18 protein-coding genes are annotated in these 14,506 nt (G+C 74.3%); 11 read left to right on the top strand and 7 right to left on the bottom strand.

Features of this window, described 5'->3' with window-relative positions; translation table 11 throughout:
* Positions 1–86: 86 nt before the first annotated feature.
* From BJF86_RS03565 to BJF86_RS03550, 4 genes are read left to right on the top strand one after another with little or no spacing between them, the layout of a single operon-like run.
* Positions 87–1,127 (top strand): YgfZ/GcvT domain-containing protein, encoded by a 1,041-nt coding sequence (locus BJF86_RS03565; RefSeq protein ID WP_075817001.1) that lies wholly within the window; start codon positions 87–89, stop codon positions 1,125–1,127.
* A gap of 18 nt (positions 1,128–1,145) precedes the next feature.
* A complete protein-coding gene (locus BJF86_RS03560; RefSeq protein ID WP_075817000.1) occupies positions 1,146–2,159 on the top strand; it encodes an asparaginase in 1,014 nt (337 codons plus the stop codon).
* A 1-nt stretch (position 2,160) separates the two neighbouring features.
* Positions 2,161–2,586 carry a D-aminoacyl-tRNA deacylase gene (gene dtd, locus BJF86_RS03555; RefSeq protein WP_075816999.1) on the top strand — a complete coding sequence of 142 codons (426 nt, stop codon included), beginning with the start codon at positions 2,161–2,163 and terminating at the stop codon, positions 2,584–2,586.
* Between the two features lie 54 nt (positions 2,587–2,640).
* Positions 2,641–2,970 (top strand): DUF2516 family protein, encoded by a 330-nt coding sequence (locus BJF86_RS03550; RefSeq protein ID WP_022925962.1) that lies wholly within the window; start codon positions 2,641–2,643, stop codon positions 2,968–2,970.
* 66 nt (positions 2,971–3,036) lie between these two features.
* Here BJF86_RS03550 and BJF86_RS03545 read toward each other — a convergent pair whose 3' ends face one another.
* Positions 3,037–3,867 carry a class I SAM-dependent methyltransferase gene (locus BJF86_RS03545; RefSeq protein WP_075816998.1) on the bottom strand — a complete coding sequence of 277 codons (831 nt, stop codon included), beginning with the start codon at positions 3,865–3,867 and terminating at the stop codon, positions 3,037–3,039.
* Positions 3,868–3,907: 40 nt separating this feature from the next.
* On the opposite strand from BJF86_RS03545, the gene mshA reads away from it, so the two are divergent.
* From mshA to BJF86_RS03530, 3 genes are read left to right on the top strand one after another with little or no spacing between them, the layout of a single operon-like run.
* Positions 3,908–5,200, top strand: a complete 1,293-nt coding sequence (gene mshA / locus BJF86_RS03540) for a D-inositol-3-phosphate glycosyltransferase (protein WP_321166138.1) — start codon at positions 3,908–3,910, stop codon at positions 5,198–5,200.
* On the top strand, positions 5,193–5,738 hold the full coding sequence (locus BJF86_RS03535) for a YbjN domain-containing protein (RefSeq protein WP_075816997.1): 546 nt from the start codon (positions 5,193–5,195) through the stop codon (positions 5,736–5,738). The genes mshA and BJF86_RS03535 overlap by 8 nt, the downstream gene beginning before the upstream one ends.
* A gap of 10 nt (positions 5,739–5,748) precedes the next feature.
* Positions 5,749–6,504: a phosphoglyceromutase gene (locus tag BJF86_RS03530; protein WP_022925965.1), complete on the top strand. Its 756-nt coding sequence runs from the start codon at positions 5,749–5,751 to the stop codon at positions 6,502–6,504.
* Between the two features lie 13 nt (positions 6,505–6,517).
* Here BJF86_RS03530 and BJF86_RS03525 read toward each other — a convergent pair whose 3' ends face one another.
* Positions 6,518–7,201, bottom strand: a complete 684-nt coding sequence (locus BJF86_RS03525) for a response regulator transcription factor (RefSeq protein WP_075816996.1) — start codon at positions 7,199–7,201, stop codon at positions 6,518–6,520.
* Positions 7,198–8,451, bottom strand: coding sequence for a sensor histidine kinase (locus BJF86_RS03520; RefSeq protein ID WP_075816995.1), 1,254 nt, complete (start codon positions 8,449–8,451; stop codon positions 7,198–7,200). The genes BJF86_RS03525 and BJF86_RS03520 overlap by 4 nt, the downstream gene beginning before the upstream one ends.
* 204 nt (positions 8,452–8,655) lie before the next feature.
* Between BJF86_RS03520 and phoU the strand changes: the two genes are divergently transcribed.
* On the top strand, positions 8,656–9,354 hold the full coding sequence (gene phoU, locus BJF86_RS03515; RefSeq protein WP_022925968.1) for a phosphate signaling complex protein PhoU: 699 nt from the start codon (positions 8,656–8,658) through the stop codon (positions 9,352–9,354).
* Between the two features lie 33 nt (positions 9,355–9,387).
* Here phoU and BJF86_RS03510 read toward each other — a convergent pair whose 3' ends face one another.
* On the bottom strand, positions 9,388–9,939 hold the full coding sequence (locus BJF86_RS03510; RefSeq protein ID WP_143553677.1) for a hypothetical protein: 552 nt from the start codon (positions 9,937–9,939) through the stop codon (positions 9,388–9,390).
* Between the two features lie 254 nt (positions 9,940–10,193).
* On the opposite strand from BJF86_RS03510, the gene BJF86_RS18645 reads away from it, so the two are divergent.
* Genes BJF86_RS18645 through ispF form a run of 3 tightly spaced genes read left to right on the top strand, consistent with a single transcriptional unit; the run spans position 10,194 to position 12,381 of the window.
* Positions 10,194–10,676, top strand: a complete 483-nt coding sequence (locus tag BJF86_RS18645) for a CarD family transcriptional regulator (RefSeq protein WP_022925970.1) — start codon at positions 10,194–10,196, stop codon at positions 10,674–10,676.
* Positions 10,673–11,902: a 2-C-methyl-D-erythritol 4-phosphate cytidylyltransferase gene (gene ispD, locus BJF86_RS03500; RefSeq protein ID WP_269087249.1), complete on the top strand. Its 1,230-nt coding sequence runs from the start codon at positions 10,673–10,675 to the stop codon at positions 11,900–11,902. Before BJF86_RS18645 ends, ispD begins: the two co-directional genes overlap by 4 nt.
* Positions 11,899–12,381 carry a 2-C-methyl-D-erythritol 2,4-cyclodiphosphate synthase gene (gene ispF / locus BJF86_RS03495; protein WP_028131197.1) on the top strand — a complete coding sequence of 161 codons (483 nt, stop codon included), beginning with the start codon at positions 11,899–11,901 and terminating at the stop codon, positions 12,379–12,381. The genes ispD and ispF overlap by 4 nt, the downstream gene beginning before the upstream one ends.
* Before the next feature lie 199 nt (positions 12,382–12,580).
* On the opposite strand, the gene BJF86_RS03490 is transcribed toward ispF, so the two are convergent.
* The 3 genes from BJF86_RS03490 to BJF86_RS03485 form a co-directional block, all read right to left on the bottom strand.
* Positions 12,581–13,057 carry an AAA family ATPase gene (locus BJF86_RS03490; protein ID WP_083652681.1) on the bottom strand — a complete coding sequence of 159 codons (477 nt, stop codon included), beginning with the start codon at positions 13,055–13,057 and terminating at the stop codon, positions 12,581–12,583.
* A gap of 1 nt (position 13,058) precedes the next feature.
* Positions 13,059–13,271, bottom strand: a complete 213-nt coding sequence (locus tag BJF86_RS17300; protein ID WP_143553676.1) for a hypothetical protein — start codon at positions 13,269–13,271, stop codon at positions 13,059–13,061.
* 172 nt (positions 13,272–13,443) lie between these two features.
* The gene (locus tag BJF86_RS03485) at positions 13,444–14,409 is read right to left on the bottom strand and encodes a hypothetical protein (protein WP_075816992.1); all 966 of its coding nucleotides are present in this window, start codon (positions 14,407–14,409) and stop codon (positions 13,444–13,446) included.
* Positions 14,410–14,506: the final 97 nt, after the last annotated feature.

Below are 14,506 nucleotides of genomic sequence, written 5' to 3'. Positions count from 1 at the left end.
GCGACCGGAGTCTACGGCCGGTTCCTCGGGGATCCCTGGACGCGCGTACCGTGGAGGTGCAGGTCAGGACGAGGAAGGACGCACCCATGCACGTGCTGCTGGACCGGCCCGGAGCGGTCGAGGCCGAGGGGCCGGACGCCGGGGTCGCGGCGCACTACGGCGACCCGCACCGGGAGCAGCGGCTGCTCGCCGAGGGGCTGGCCGTCGTCGACCTGTCGCACCGCGGGGTGGTCACGGTCTCCGGCCCGGACCGGCTCAGCTGGTTGCACTCGCTCACGAGCCAGCAGCTGACCGACCTGCCGCCACGCCGCTCGACCGAGACGCTCATCCTGTCGCCGAAGGGGCACGTCGAGCATGCGTTGCACCTCGTGGACGACGGCGAGCGCACCTGGATCACGACCGAGCCCGGGGCCGCGCCCGCGGTGGCCGGGTGGCTGGACTCGATGCGCTTCATGCTGCGCGTCGAGGTCGAGGACGTCAGCGCCGCGTATGCCGTGCTCGGCGAGCCGGTCTCGCGCGAGTCGGTCGACGTGGAGCCGGTCGCGTGGGTCGACCCGTGGCCGGGGCCGGTGGGCGACACCTTCAGCTACGGGCCGGAGGGCGCCGAGCACCCGGGCACAGGACGGGCCTGGCGCGAGCTCATCGTGCCCCGGGAGGACCTCGCCGCGGCCGTCGGCGACCGGCCGCTGGCCGGCACCTGGGCCGCCGAGGCTCTGCGCGTCGCGGCCTGGCGCCCGCGCGCGGGCGTCGACACCGACCACCGCACGATCCCGCACGAGCTGGACTGGCTGCGGACCGCGGTGCATCTGCACAAGGGCTGCTACCGGGGCCAGGAGACGGTCGCCCGGGTGAAGAACCTCGGCCGCCCGCCGCGCCGGGTCGTCTTCCTGCACCTGGACGGCTCGGGCCACGTCATCCCCGAGGCGGGCGCGGAGCTCACTCCGCTCGACGGCGGGCGACCCGTCGGGCAGCTCACCAGCGTCGCCCGGCACGCCGAGGACGGCCCGGTCGCGCTCGCGCTGGTCAAGCGGACCCTTGACCCGGGTCTGACGCTGCTCGCCGACGGCACTGCCGCCGCCCAGACGGCGATCGTCCCGGCTGACGGGCCGCGGGCGCGCCAGTCCTGACCTGGCAGGATCGGGGCTATGCCCTCACCGACGCAGCAGACCTCCGACTCGCCGCTGGCCGACGCCCCCGTCGTCGCGGAGGTGGTCCGCGGCGGGTTCGTGGAGTCGGTGCACCACGGTGTCGTCGCGCTGACCGACGCCGACGGGACCGTCGACCTCGCGATGGGCCCCGTCGACGCCCCGGTCCTGCCGCGCTCCTCGCTCAAGCCGATGCAGGCGATCGCGATGCTGCGCGCCGGCGCGGACCTTCAGGGCGAGCTGCTCGCCCTGGCCAGCGCCAGCCACTCCGGGCAGCAGCGCCACCTGGACGGCGCGCGCCGCATCCTCGCCGCCGTGGGGCTGGACGAGTCGGCGCTGCGCAACACCCCCGACCTCCCGCTGGACGAGGACGAACGGCGTGCCTGGATCCGGGACGGTGCACCCCCGACCTCGCTCGGGCAGAACTGCTCGGGCAAGCACGCGGGCATGCTCGCGGCCTGCGTCGCCGCCGGGTGGGACACCGCGACCTACCTCGACCCGGGGCACCCGTTGCAGCGGCTCGTGGTCGAGGTGATCGAGGAGTTCACCGGTGAGCGGGTCGAGGTGGCCACCGTGGACGGCTGCGGCGCGCCGGCGCTGGGGGTCTCCTCGGCCGGGCTGGCGCGCGCCTTCGGCCGGATCGCCGCCGCCGAGCCGGGCACCGAGGCCGGCCGGGTCGCCGAGGCGATCCGCAGCCACCCGGAGTTCCTCGGGGGCACCGGCCGCGACGTCACCGAGCTCATCTCCGCCGTCCCGGGCCTCATCGCCAAGGACGGCGCCGAGTCGGTGTATGCCGTCGGCCTGGCGGACGGGCGCGGGCTGTCGGTGAAGATCACCGACGGGGGCGAGCGTGCGCGGGTCGTCCTCGCGACCGCGGTCCTGCGCCGGGCGGGGGTCGACGGGCTCGGCCCGCAGGCCGGACCGACCATGGACGCGCTCGACGCCCGGGCGGTCGTCCGCGGCCACGGGGAGCCGGTCGGCGAGGTGCGCGCGGTGCTGCCGGGGCAGGGCTGAGGTGCGGTCCGTCCTGCAGCGGGTCAGCCGGGCGGCGGTCCGGGTCGACGGCGTGGTCGTGGGCGCCATCGACCGCCCCGGGATCCTCGCGCTGGTGGCGGCCACCCACGACGACGGTCCGTCGGACGTCGAGACGACTGCCCGCAAGATCGCCGAGCTGCGCATCCTGCGCGACGAGCAGTCGGTCGCGGACAGCGGCGGGGCGGTCCTCGTGGTCAGCCAGTTCACGCTCTACGGCAGCACCCGCAAGGGGCGGCGGCCCTCGTGGGGGGAGGCGGCACCGGGGCCGGTGGCCGAGCCGCTGGTCGACGCGGTGGTCGCCGAGCTGCGGGGCCGGGGGATCGAGGTCGCGACCGGGCGCTTCGGCGCGATGATGGAGGTCGAGCTGGTGAACGACGGCCCGGTCACGCTGATCGTCGACACCTGAGCGCCCCGCCCGTCCTGGGTGCCGCGTCCAGGGACGGGGGCTACGCTGACCGGCATGGGTGTGATCTACGAGGCGCAGAACATGGTCGAGCTGGTCCTGAGCCTCGGCCTCTTCGCCATGATGGTGTGGGCGCTGGTCGACTGCCTGCGCACCCGCCAGGACGCCTTCGTCGCCGCGGGCAAGCGCACCAAGACCTTCTGGTCGCTCATCACGGGCGGCGCCACCCTGCTCGGCTTCATCTCGATCGGGTCGGCCCTGTCGATCTTCAACGTCATCGCCGTCGTCGCCGCGGCGGTCTACCTCGCCGACGTCCGCCCCGCGGTCAAGTCGGTCCAGGGCCGCGGCGGCTCCAACACCCACATGGGGCCCTACGGCCCCTGGTGACCGGACAGACCTCCCGGACGCCGCAGAGGCGGACACGGTTGGTCCGGTCGGGGTGCGAGGGGCTGATCAGGAGGGCGCGACGGCGGCCCAGTCGAGGCTGAGCTCGCCGAGGCGCCAGCGCGCCGGCCCGTCCACGACCGGCCAGCCGTCCTCGCGCAGCGAGCGCGCGGTCGCGACGAAGCGCTGCCGGGCGCCGAAGCTGGCCAACGGTGCCGCGCGCTCCCAGGCCCGGTCCAGCGCGCCGAGCACGGTATGCACCCGCTCGCCCGGCACGTTGCGGTGGATGAGCGCCTTGGGCAGCCGCTCGGCGACCACCGAGGGCGTCTCCAGGCCGGCCAGCCGCAGCGAGATCGTGAGCGTCCGCGGCGTCGCCAGCCCGTCCTCCCCTCGGCGCACGTCCACCCACGCCGCGAGCCGGCCCAGCTCGTCGCAGGTGCCCTCGACCAGCGACCCGCCGGGAGCCAGCCGGTCGACCACCCGCTGCCAGGCCGGCCAGACCTCGACCTCGTCGTACTGCCGCAGCACGTTGAAGGCCCGCACCACCAGCGGCCGTGCGTCGGCGCCCAGCCCCGCCGGCAGCGGCACCTCGAAGCCGCCGCGCGCGAAGTCCACCCACGGCGGGTCGGCCAGCGGTCGGCCGCGCTCCACCCGCTCCGGGTCGATCTCCACCCCGACGACGCGCACGTCCTCCCGGACCCCGCGCAACCGGTCCGCCAGCTCGAGCACCGTGACCGGGGAGGCGCCGTAGCCGAGGTCGACGACCACCGGGGACCCGGCGGCGGAGCGCAGCAGCCCGCCCAGGGCATACCCGATCCAGCGGTCCACCCGCCGCAGCCGGTTGGGGTTGGTCGTGCCGCGCGTCACGGTGCCGACGGGGCGGCGGGCGGGCGGCGGCATGGGCCCAGCCTAGGCAGCCCGGCGTGCCAGACTGGCGCCCGTGAGCGAGGATCCGGACCGGCACCCCCCGGTGCGGCGGGTCGCGATGGTCTCGCTGCACACCTCGCCGCTGCTGCGGCCCGGGACCGGCGACGCCGGCGGCCTCAACGTCTACGTCGTGGAGACGGCCGCAGAGCTCGCCCGGCGCGGGGTGGAGGTCGACATCTTCACCCGGGCCACCGACGCCGACCAGGCGCGCAGCGTCGAGCTGGAGCCGGGGCTGCCGGTCAGCGTCCACCACGTCCCCGCCGGACCGCTGGAGGGAGTGCCCAAGGAGGTGTTGCCGGGGCACGTCTGCGAGTTCGCCGACGACCTGTCGCGGCACGTCGCCGGGCTCGCGGAAGGCCACTACGACGTCATCCACGCGCACTACTGGCTCAGCGGTCAGGCCGGCGGGCTCACCTCGCGCCGCTTCGACGTGCCGCTCGTGCAGACCATGCACACCCTGGCCCGGGTCAAGAACCGCGCGCTGGCCGCCGGCGACCTGCCCGAGCCGCAGGCGCGGATCGACGGGGAGGTCGAGCTCGTCGACCGCGCCGACGCGCTGGTCGCCAACACCCCCGACGAGGCGCGCGACCTCGTCGAGCTGTATGCCGCGGCCCCGGCCGCGGTTCACGTCGTGCCACCCGGGGTGGACCTGGACACCTTCCATCCCGGCGACCGGCAGGCGGCCCGGCAGGCCGTCGGGCTGCCGGCGGAGGCGGAGGTGCTGCTCTTCGTCGGGCGGATCCAGCCGCTCAAGGGCCCGGACGTGCTCGTGCGCGCCGCGGGTGAGCTGGTGCGGCGTGACGCGGCGCGGCGGGACCGGCTGGTCGTGGCGGTCCTCGGCGGCCTCTCCGGCTCCGGTCTGGCCCGGCCCGGAGGGCTGCGCCAGGTCGCGCGCGAGGAGGGTGTCGACGACCTGCTGCACCTCGGCCCGCCCGTCTCCCGGGAGGAGCTCGCGACGTGGATGCGGGCGGCGGACGTCGTGGCGGTGCCCTCGCACCACGAGTCCTTCGGTCTCGTCGCCGTCGAGGCGCTGGCCTGCGGCACGCCCGTCGTGGCGGCGCGGGTCGGCGGGCTCCCGCTTGCGGTCGGCGACGTCGGGGTGCTCGTCGACGGGCACGACCCCGGCGACTGGGCGGACGCGCTCGAGCAGGTGCTCGCGGCCCACGCCTCGGACGGGGCGGACGAGGACTGGGTGCGGCGCGCGCAGGAGCACGCGCAGGCATACTCCTGGGAGCGCACCGTCGACGCCCTGCTCGACGCCTACGCCGCCGCCGTGACCGCCCGCCGAGGAGGACACCATGGATGAGACCGCGCTCGCGACGCTGCGCGCCCACCTCGACGCGCTCGACGTGGACTGGGAGGCGGGCACCCGCGCCGGGGAGACGGTCGTCACGCTGCCCGGGGAGCGCAAGCTGCGCACCGTGGTCTCGCTCGTCGTCGGCCAGCGCTCGCTGGAGCTGCGCGCCTTCGTCGTCCGCAACCCGGACGAGAACCACGAGGCCGTCTACCGCTACCTGCTGCGACGCGCGCTGCGGCTGCCCGGCGTGGGGTATGCCGTGGACCGCAGCGGCGACGTCTACCTCACCGGGCGCGTGCCGCTGGCCGGCCTCGAGGAGGACGTGCTCGACGACCTGCTCGGCGCGGTGCTCGCCGCCTGCGACGAGCCCTTCAACGAGCTGCTGCGGCTCGGCTTCTGGACCTCGATCCGGCGCGAGTGGGCCTGGCGCCTCGACCGCGGCGAGTCGACCGCCAACCTCGAGGCCTTCCGGGCCGAGCTGGAGTCGCTGCCCGACGCCCCGCCCGGCACGTTGTCCGACTCGGGCGAGGACCCCGGCGATCGGTAGGGTGGGCGCCATGAGCGAGGCCGCACACACCCTGATCCTGCTCCGCCACGGCGAGAGCCAGTGGAACGAGAAGAACCTCTTCACCGGCTGGGTCGACGTCGACCTGACCCCGAACGGGCACGAGGAGGCGCGCCGCGCCGGCGAGCTGCTGCGGGAGGAGGGGCTGCTGCCGGACGTGCTGCACACCTCCCTGCTGCGGCGCGCCATCACGACCGCCAACACGGCGCTGGACGTCGCCGACCGGCACTGGATCCCGGTCCACCGGCACTGGCGGCTCAACGAGCGCCACTACGGCGCGCTGCAGGGGCTGAACAAGGCGCAGACGCGCGACAAGTACGGCGAGGAGCAGTTCATGGCCTGGCGCCGCGGCTTCGACACCCCGCCGCCGCCCATCGAGGACGACGACGAGTTCTCTCAGGCGGGCGACCCGCGGTATGCCGACCTCGGCGCCGACCTGCCCCGCACCGAGTGCCTCAAGGACGTCGTGGCCCGGATGCTGCCCTACTGGGACAGCGACATCGTGCCGGACCTGCGCGAGGGTCAGACCGTGCTGGTCGCGGCGCACGGCAACAGCCTGCGGGCCCTGGTCAAGCACCTCGACGGGATCAGCGACGAGGACATCGCCGGGCTCAACATCCCCACCGGCATCCCGCTGCTCTACGAGCTCGACGCCGACCTCGCCCCGGTCACCCCCGGCGGGCGCTACCTCGACCCGGCCGCCGCGGCCGAGGCGATCCACGAGGTCGCCAACCAGGGCAAGAAGTAGGACGCCGCCCGGGTCAGCTGGTCTCGAACTTGTAGCCCAGCCCGCGCACGGTCACGATGTGCTGCGGGTTCGACGGGTCCGGCTCGATCTTGGCCCGCAGCCGCTTGACGTGCACGTCGAGGGTCTTGGTGTCGCCGACGTAGTCGCTGCCCCAGACCCGGTCGATGAGCTGGCCCCGCGTCAGGACGCGGCCGGCGTTGCGCAGCAGCATCTCCAGCAGCTCGAACTCCTTGAGCGGCAACGACACCGACTCCCCGTGGACGGACACGGTATGCCGCTCGACGTCCATCCGGACCGGCCCGGACTCGACCGTCGACGGCATGAGCTCCTCGGGTTCGCTCTGCCGGCGCAGGACCGCCTTGATCCGGGCGAGCAGCTCCCGCCCGGAGTAGGGCTTGGTGACGTAGTCGTCCGCCCCGAGCTCGAGCCCGACGACCTTGTCCACCTCGGAGTCCTTCGCGGTGAGCATGATGACCGGCACGCTGGAGCGCTGCCGCAGCGCGCGGCAGACGTCCACACCGGACATCCCGGGCAGCATGAGGTCGAGCAGCACCAGGTCGGCGCCGCCGCGGTCGAACTCGGCCAGGCCCTCGGTCCCGGACTCGGTGACGGTGACGTCATACCCCTCCTTCTCGAGCAGGTAGGACAGCGGGTCGGAGAAGGACTCCTCGTCCTCCACCACCAGGATCCGGGTCATCGGGTCACCTTTCCTCGGGGCGTGCCGGCCAGGGCGGTCGGCGGCGGGGTCCCGCCGTGGGCTGGGTCGGGCACCCGGGCCGGTCGGCCCTGGCGGTGCGGGGCGGGGGAGCCGGGGGCGCGCGGGTCGTCGACGGCGGGGAAGCGGAGGGTGAAGGTCGAGCCCTGCCCCTCCTCGCTCCACACCGACACCGACCCGCCGTGCCCGGCGCTGATGTGCTTGACGATGGACAGCCCGAGCCCGGTGCCGCCGGTGCGGCGGGAGCGGGCCGGGTCGACGCGGTAGAAGCGCTCGAAGATGCGCTCCTGGTCCTCGGTCGAGATGCCGCGCCCCTGGTCGGAGACCGACACCTCGACGACGTCCTGGGTGCGGCGGGTGACGACGCCCACCCGGGTGCTGTCCTCGGAGTAGGCGATCGCGTTGGTGACCAGGTTGCGGATCGCCGTGGTCACCAGCTCGCGGTCGCCGTAGATCCGCAGCTCCTCGGGGCGGCCCGCGGGGGCGGCCACGACGGTGCGGTCACCGGCGACCACCCGGGTCTGCTCGACCGCCTCCGCGGCGCACGCGGCGACGTCGACGAGGACCATGTCGGCCAGCAGGTCGTTGGCCTGGAGCCGGGACAGGTCGACGATCTCGGCGACCAGCCGGGTGAGCCGCTCGCTCTCGGTCGTCATGCGGCCGGCGAAGCGGCGCACCGCCTCCGGGTCGTCGGCGGCGTCCAGCACCGCCTCCGCGAGCAGCGCCAGGCCACCGACCGGGGTCTTGAGCTCGTGGCTGACGTTGACGACGAAGTCGCGGCGCACCGCCTCGACCCGGCGGGCCTGGGTGCGGTCGTCGACGAGGATGAGCGCCAGCCCGTCGGCGAAGGGCGCGACCCGCACCGCCAGCAGCACCTGGCTCGAGGACAGCGGGCCGCGGACGATGTCCAGCTCGGCCTCCGCCACCGACCGCTCGCCGAGCACCTGGCCGACCAGCTCGCGCAGCCGGGCGTTGACCAGGTTGTCCTCGCGCACCAGGCCGAAGGCCAGCGCCGCCCCGGTGGCCACGTGCACCCGGGCCGAGCCGTCCACGACGATGGCGCCCGAGCGCAGCACCGACAGGACCTCCTTGACGCCCTCCGGCACCACGACCGCCGGTGCGGGCTCGACCGGCACCCCGGCCGCTCGCCACTCGCGCCGCAGCCACCACAGCAGCAGCACCCCGACGACGCCCAGCGCGGCGCCCAGCAGGCCTGCGGTCAGTGGTTCCACGTGACCAGCCTAGGGTCATCGGCGGACCGCCTCGTGCACATCGGGTGCCCGCACGGTGTCCTGGCGGGTCACTGTTCATCTGCGGGTCGCACGTCGTTCACGTCCCCCTGCCACCGTCCCACTGTGCTGCCGGCTGCCCGGGCGCCGACAATGAAGGCAGCACCCCTTCCACCCCGCACGACGGACGACCGACGAGGAGCATGCATGCGCAGCGCGTTCACCGAAGAGCTCGACCTCATCAGCGAGCAGCTGGTCGAGATGAGCCGGCTGTCCGCGACGGCCCTCCAGCGGGCGACGAGGTCGCTCATGGAGACCGACCTGGGCCTGGCCCAGGAGGTCATCTCCGACGACCAGCTCATCGACGCCCTGCGGCGCGAGCTGGACAACCGCGCGATCGATGTCCTGGCCCGGCAGCAGCCGGTCGCCACCGACCTGCGGCAGATGGTCACCGCCCTGCGCATGAGCTCGGACCTGGAGCGCAGCGGCGACCTGGCCCGGCACGTGGCCAAGCTGACGCGGCTGCGCTACCCGGCGCACGCCCTGCCCGAGCGGCTGCGCCCGCTCTTCGCCGAGATGGCCACCACCGCCGAGGCGATGGTGCTGCGGGCCGGGGAGATCATCGGCAGCAAGGACGCCGACGGCGCCGCCGAGCTGATGAAGGCGGACGACACCATGGACCGGTTGCACCGCGAGGTCTTCCAGGCGCTGCTCGACCCGTCGTGGTCGCAGTCGACACAGGTCACCGTGGACGCGACGCTGCTCTCCCGCTACTACGAGCGGTATGCCGACCACGCCGTCTCGATCGCGCTGCGCGTGGTCTACCTCGTCACCGGGGTGTGGCACGACGAGCAGCTGCCCGGCGACGACGAGCGCTTCCCCGCACGGGTGCCGCGGGAGGCCTGAGGCGGAGGGAGAGCCGGCGGGGCCGGGTCGACCTCAGTGGTCGCCCTCGCCCTCCTCGTGCTCGGCCGGGGGCTCGACGGTGCCGCCGGCGTCGTCGGCGAACTGGGCGTACTGCCCCTGCGGCAGGAGCACCGGGGCGATGGTGGATAGGGCCTCGCCGCCCTCGACCTCCATGCGGATCTCGACGTTCTGCCCGGCCGGCGACTCCAGCGCCTCCAGGACGAGCCGCTGCCCGTCCGAGCCGTCCGGGTCGGTGCCGTCCAGCCGTGCCAAGGACTCCGGCTCCACCGTGACCTCGGGGGTGAGGTCGGTCCCGTCGACCGAGACCGTCACGGTGACCGGCTCCGCGGAGGTGTTGATGACCGAGCCGGAGATCACCGCAGGGGCGCCGTCACCCTGGCTGACCACGAGCAGGTCGCGGACGTCGACGACCTCGCCGTCGAGCTCGACCCCGTCCGCGGGCGCATACTCGATGTTGGTCGTCGTCGGGGAGTTGACCGAGCATCCGGCCAGGGCGAGGCCCGCGGCGGCGGCGACGAGCGCGCCGGTCCGGCGGGTGGGGCGAGGGGTGCGTGCAGTCGTCACGGCACCAGCGTAGCGCCCACCCCCCATCGGGTCCCCGTGCGCCGTGCCACCTGCGACGACACCGCTCGGCGAGAGGTGTGCCAGGACCCTCGGAAGGCGGCCCGCGGCATACCCCGGAAGGTGTCCCACAGCCCCTCAGATGCACAGAGATTGGTCGTTGTCAAGCCCCTGACCAGCGGAAATATCATCCGGATGATTCTTGCGCCGTCCGGGCGCGTGGTATCCTGGGAGTCCGCGAAAGGGGCTTTACCACGATGACGTTCAAGGTCGGAGAGACGGTTGTCTACCCCCACCACGGGGCCGCTCTCATTGAAGAGATGAAGACACGAACCATCAAGGGCGAGGAGAAGCTCTACCTCAAGCTCAAGGTGGCCCAGGGCGATCTGACGATCGAGGTTCCCGCTGACAACTGCGACCTGGTCGGCGTGCGCGACGTCGTCGGCAAGGAGGGCCTGGACAAGGTCTTCGCCGTGCTGCGGGCCGAGCACACCGAGGAGCCGACCAACTGGTCGCGCCGCTACAAGGCCAACCTCGAGAAGCTCGCCTCCGGTGACGTGATCAAGGTGGCCGAGGTCGTCCGCGACCTGTGGCGCCGCGAGAAGGACCGCGGTCTGTCCACGGGGGAGAAGCGGCTGCTGTCGAAGGCCCGCCAGATCCTCGTCAGCGAGCTCGCGCTTGCCGAGAAGACCAACGAGGACACGGCGGAGGCCACCCTCGACGAGGTCCTCGCCTCCTGAACGTCGGGCTCATCCTGGTCGCTGCCGGCCAGGGTGCCCGCCTCGGGGCGGGGCGACCCAAGGCGCTCGTGCCGGTCGGCTCGCGCCCGGACTCCCGTCCGCTCGTCAGCCACGCGCTCGAGGGCGCGCTGCGCACGTCCGTCCTTCAGCACCTCGTCGTCGTCGCGCCGCCCGACGGTGACGGTGTGGCGCAGGTGCGGTCCGCGCTGCAGGACGTCAGGACCGGCGACGTCACCGTGGACGTGGTCGCCGGCGGTGAGGACCGGGTCGCCTCCGTGCGGGCCGGGCTCGGCGCCCTCCCCGGCGACGTCGGCATCGTGCTCGTGCACGACGCCGCCCGGGCCTTCACCCCTCCCGAGGTCTTCGACCGTGTGGTGCACGCGGTCCGTGCCGGGCACGCGGCCGTCGTGCCCGCGCTCCCGGTGACCGACACGGTCAAGGCGGTGCGCGCCCACGGCGACGTCGAGCTCGTGACCGGCACCCCTGACCGCGCCGGTCTGCGCGCCGTGCAGACGCCGCAAGGCTTCCTGCGCGAGACCCTGGACCGGGCGCACGCGCACGCTGCCGGTGAGGGGCGGCATACCGACGACGCGGGGATGGTCGAGGCCGCCGGGGGGCACGTCGTGGTCGTCCCGGGGCACGCCCGCGCGATGAAGGTGACCACGCCCGAGGACCTGGCGGTCGCCGCGGCGTGGGTCGACGACGAGGGCGAGGCCTCGCGGGAGCCGTGCCTCGTCGTGCTGTCCGGGCTGCCGGGGGTGGGGAAGACGACGCTGGCACGCGAGCTGTGCCGCCGGACGGGTGCGGCGCACCTGCGGGTGGACACGGTGGAGCAGTCGCTCGTGCGGGGTGGTCTGCCCGAGGAGGAGCTGGGCGCGCAGGGGTATGCCGCGACGCTCGCCCTCGCGGCCGACCAGCTGCGCGTCGGGCTGGGGGTGGTCGCCGACCTGGTCAACGCGGCGCCGCAGGCGCGGGCGGCCTGGGAGACCTTGGCGAAGGAGGCGGGGTCGCGGCTCGTGCGGGTGGAGCTGGTCTGCGCCGACCAGGGGGTGCACCGGTCCCGCGTCGAGGGGCGGGCAGGCGAGATCGAGGGCCACCGGCTGCCGACCTGGGAGCAGGTGCAGGAGCGCGAGTGGGAGCCCTGGCCCGGGGCCGAGCTGCGGATCGACACCGGCGTCACGCCCGTGGCGGACGCCGTGGCGGCGATCGAGGAGGCCTGCCGATGAGCACGTTGCCGCGCACCGGGATCGGTGTGGACGTGCACGGGTATGCCGCCGACGACCGGACCCTGTGGCTCGCCTGCCTGGAATGGCCGGGGGAGCGGGGCATCGAGGGGCACTCCGACGGGGACGTCGCCGCGCATGCGGCCTGCGACGCGCTGCTCTCGGCAGCCGGGCTGGGCGACCTGGGCTCGGTCTTCGGGACCGGCCGGCCGGAGATGGCGGGTGCGAGCGGGCGGCAGATGCTCGGGCACGTGCTCGGCCTCGTGCAGCAGGACGGCTGGGCCGTCGGCAACGTCGCCGTGCAGGTGATCGGCAACCGGCCCAAGGTCGGGCCGCGCCGGGAGGAGGCGGCCGCCGCCATGTCAGCCGCGCTGGGTGGCGCGCCGGTGTCGGTGAGCGCCACCACCACCGACGGGCTCGGGCTCACCGGCCGCGGCGAGGGTGTGGCCTGCCTCGCGACGGCTCTCGTCGTCCCGGGCTGACCGGCCGGCGGACTCACGCGCGGCCGGGGGGTTTCTCTGCCGGCCGCGTCGTCCACCGGCAGCCGACGCGTCGTCTACCAGCTTCGATGTCATCTGAGAGCCCCCCCGAACAGGCTGTCAGGTGACATGCCGGCTCGCAGCGGACAAACCGGCTCCCAGTCGCGCGGCGGCCCGGACGTCCGGTCTGCCGGTTCCCGGCTCAGCCGGTGCGGACCACCTCGTGCTCCTCGTCCGGCCCGGGCGCCTCGAACCCCTCGGCGTAGGCCCGGACCGTCGCCTCGTCGAGCACTGCGTCGTCGGCGTGGGCGCCGGACCTGGCCGCCACGCGCTGGACGAGCACCTCGACCGGTGCGGTGACGTGGACCAGCCGGGTGGCGGCGCCGAAGCGGGCGGCGGTCGCGCGGTACTCCTCGCGCATGGCTCGGGTCGAGAAGGAGTAGTCCAGGACGATCTCGGGGATCGCGGCGTGCAGCGCGTCCTCGAGGCGCCGGTCGAGCGCCCCCTTGACCTCGCGGGCGAGCTCCTGCGGCACGGGGTGGGGACCGCGGTAGCCGCGCTCCCAGTACTCCTGGTCGTAGGACAACCGGACGGCGCCCGCGCGCTCCAGGGCACGGGCATACGTCGACTTCCCGGAGCCTGCGGGACCGCACAGGAGGACCACCGTCGAGCCCGCCACGTCAGCCCCGCACCTCCGGGTCGTTGAGCGGCAGCAGCGGCGCGAGCTGCGGGAAGAGCCAGGCGAAGCAGACGACGACGACCGCGGCCAGCGCCAGGAGCGCGAGCAGCAGCCTGACCCAGACCGGGCCGGGCAGGGCGCGCCAGAGAGCGGCATACACCTCAACCACCGACCTCGGGCGGAGGGCCGTCGGCCCGCGGGAAGCCTGGGTCACACCGGAGACTGTATGCCGTCGACGGCGGTCTGCCGCTCGGCACGCTTGTGCGGCTGGCTGTGCCTGCGCTGGTGTCTCAGGCGTGCCCAGGAGCACGCGTGGGACGCACGACGATGCACAAGGGTAGGTATGGGCCCGGGGTCAGCGCACCAGGGTAGGGATGTGCCCACGGTCAGCGCGGTGGGACGACGCGGACCTGCGGCGGCGGCGCCGGCGGGCCGAGCCGGACCAGGGCGTCCACCCGGCTCAGGAAGCTGCTCGGTCGCCGGTAGAGCGTCCACGGAGTCACCCCCAGCACCCGCAGCCCGGCGCTGACCATCGCGCCGTCCTTCTCCACGGTCTGGGCCCAGCGGTCGCCGCCGCGGTCGTCGATGCCCTGGTGGTGCTGCCGGGAGTGGACCTGGATCACCATCCCCAGTGCCGCGGCGTAGCCGTCAGGGCACCCGAGGTACTGGCCGGACGCCATCTGCTCCAGGCCGACGTTGGTCTGGAGCGGCGGCAGGTCCGGCCGGCCGTCCCAGACCTGTCGCAGCGCCGCTTCGGGCCGCGACCACGCGCCGTCCCGGAAGGCGTCCAGCCCACGACGCGCGGCCTCCACCTCGCGTCGCGGACGGTGCCACAGCTCGAGGTCGAGCTCGCGCGGGGTGGCCAGCCTGCGCTGCAGGATCGAGATCGCCAGGGCCTCGAGGTCGTCGGGAGACACGGGCTCGCGGGCCGAGGCCTCTGCCAGGGAGCGTGCCGCGCCCGTGATCGCGACCACGCCGTGGCGCCTGGCCACGGGGACGGGGCGGGAGGTCCGCACGACCTCGAGGTCGCCGTGCCGCCGGCTGCGCGCGGACGCCGGCGCCAGGAAGTAGGCGCGTCGGGGGTGTGGTGTCGTCAGGCCCCATTCGCGCAGCGCCATCAGCCCTGTCAGCACCGCACGGTCACCGGCCCAGAGGGCTGCGGCAGCGAGCATGGTCGGCGGGTCGAGCGGGCCCCGGTGGGCGGCGATGACCTGGGGGTAGGCGGTCTGCCACGTCGTCGAGCGCCGGTGCCGGATCTGTGGGGTGGTCCACCCCGCTTCCAGGAGCTGGGCATGGGTCGCCAGCCCCTGCTGGCCGGGGATCGTGCAGAACGCGGGCTCGTCCGTGGGCATACGTCCCAGGGTGGCGCGAACGGCCCGTCGCCCGCTTCGGGCCTGTGGACAGAGCACCCTTATGCACGCACTCGTGCAGGACCGTGCGACACGAGCG

It is taken from the genome of Serinicoccus sp. CNJ-927 (assembly GCF_001942435.1).
Classification (GTDB): Bacteria; Actinomycetota; Actinomycetes; order Actinomycetales; family Dermatophilaceae; genus Ornithinicoccus; species Ornithinicoccus marinus.
This window is presented reverse-complemented; position numbering and strand designations above follow the sequence as displayed.

What these genes read in the sequence shown, in the direction of transcription:
- BJF86_RS03525 (WP_075816996.1), bottom strand. Translation starts at nt 7,201, where the DNA reads ATGACCCGGATCCTGGTGGTGGAGGACGAGGAGTCCTTCTCCGACCCG.
- BJF86_RS03485 (WP_075816992.1), bottom strand. Translation starts at nt 14,409, where the DNA reads ATGCCCACGGACGAGCCCGCGTTCTGCACGATCCCCGGCCAGCAGGGG.
- BJF86_RS18645 (WP_022925970.1), top strand. Translation starts at nt 10,194, where the DNA reads ATGACGTTCAAGGTCGGAGAGACGGTTGTCTACCCCCACCACGGGGCC.
- BJF86_RS03560 (WP_075817000.1), top strand. Translation starts at nt 1,146, where the DNA reads ATGCCCTCACCGACGCAGCAGACCTCCGACTCGCCGCTGGCCGACGCC.
- BJF86_RS03545 (WP_075816998.1), bottom strand. Translation starts at nt 3,867, where the DNA reads ATGCCGCCGCCCGCCCGCCGCCCCGTCGGCACCGTGACGCGCGGCACG.
- BJF86_RS03530 (WP_022925965.1), top strand. Translation starts at nt 5,749, where the DNA reads ATGAGCGAGGCCGCACACACCCTGATCCTGCTCCGCCACGGCGAGAGC.
- ispF (WP_028131197.1), top strand. Translation starts at nt 11,899, where the DNA reads ATGAGCACGTTGCCGCGCACCGGGATCGGTGTGGACGTGCACGGGTAT.
- BJF86_RS03535 (WP_075816997.1), top strand. Translation starts at nt 5,193, where the DNA reads ATGGATGAGACCGCGCTCGCGACGCTGCGCGCCCACCTCGACGCGCTC.
- phoU (WP_022925968.1), top strand. Translation starts at nt 8,656, where the DNA reads ATGCGCAGCGCGTTCACCGAAGAGCTCGACCTCATCAGCGAGCAGCTG.
- BJF86_RS03565 (WP_075817001.1), top strand. Translation starts at nt 87, where the DNA reads ATGCACGTGCTGCTGGACCGGCCCGGAGCGGTCGAGGCCGAGGGGCCG.
- BJF86_RS03550 (WP_022925962.1), top strand. Translation starts at nt 2,641, where the DNA reads ATGGGTGTGATCTACGAGGCGCAGAACATGGTCGAGCTGGTCCTGAGC.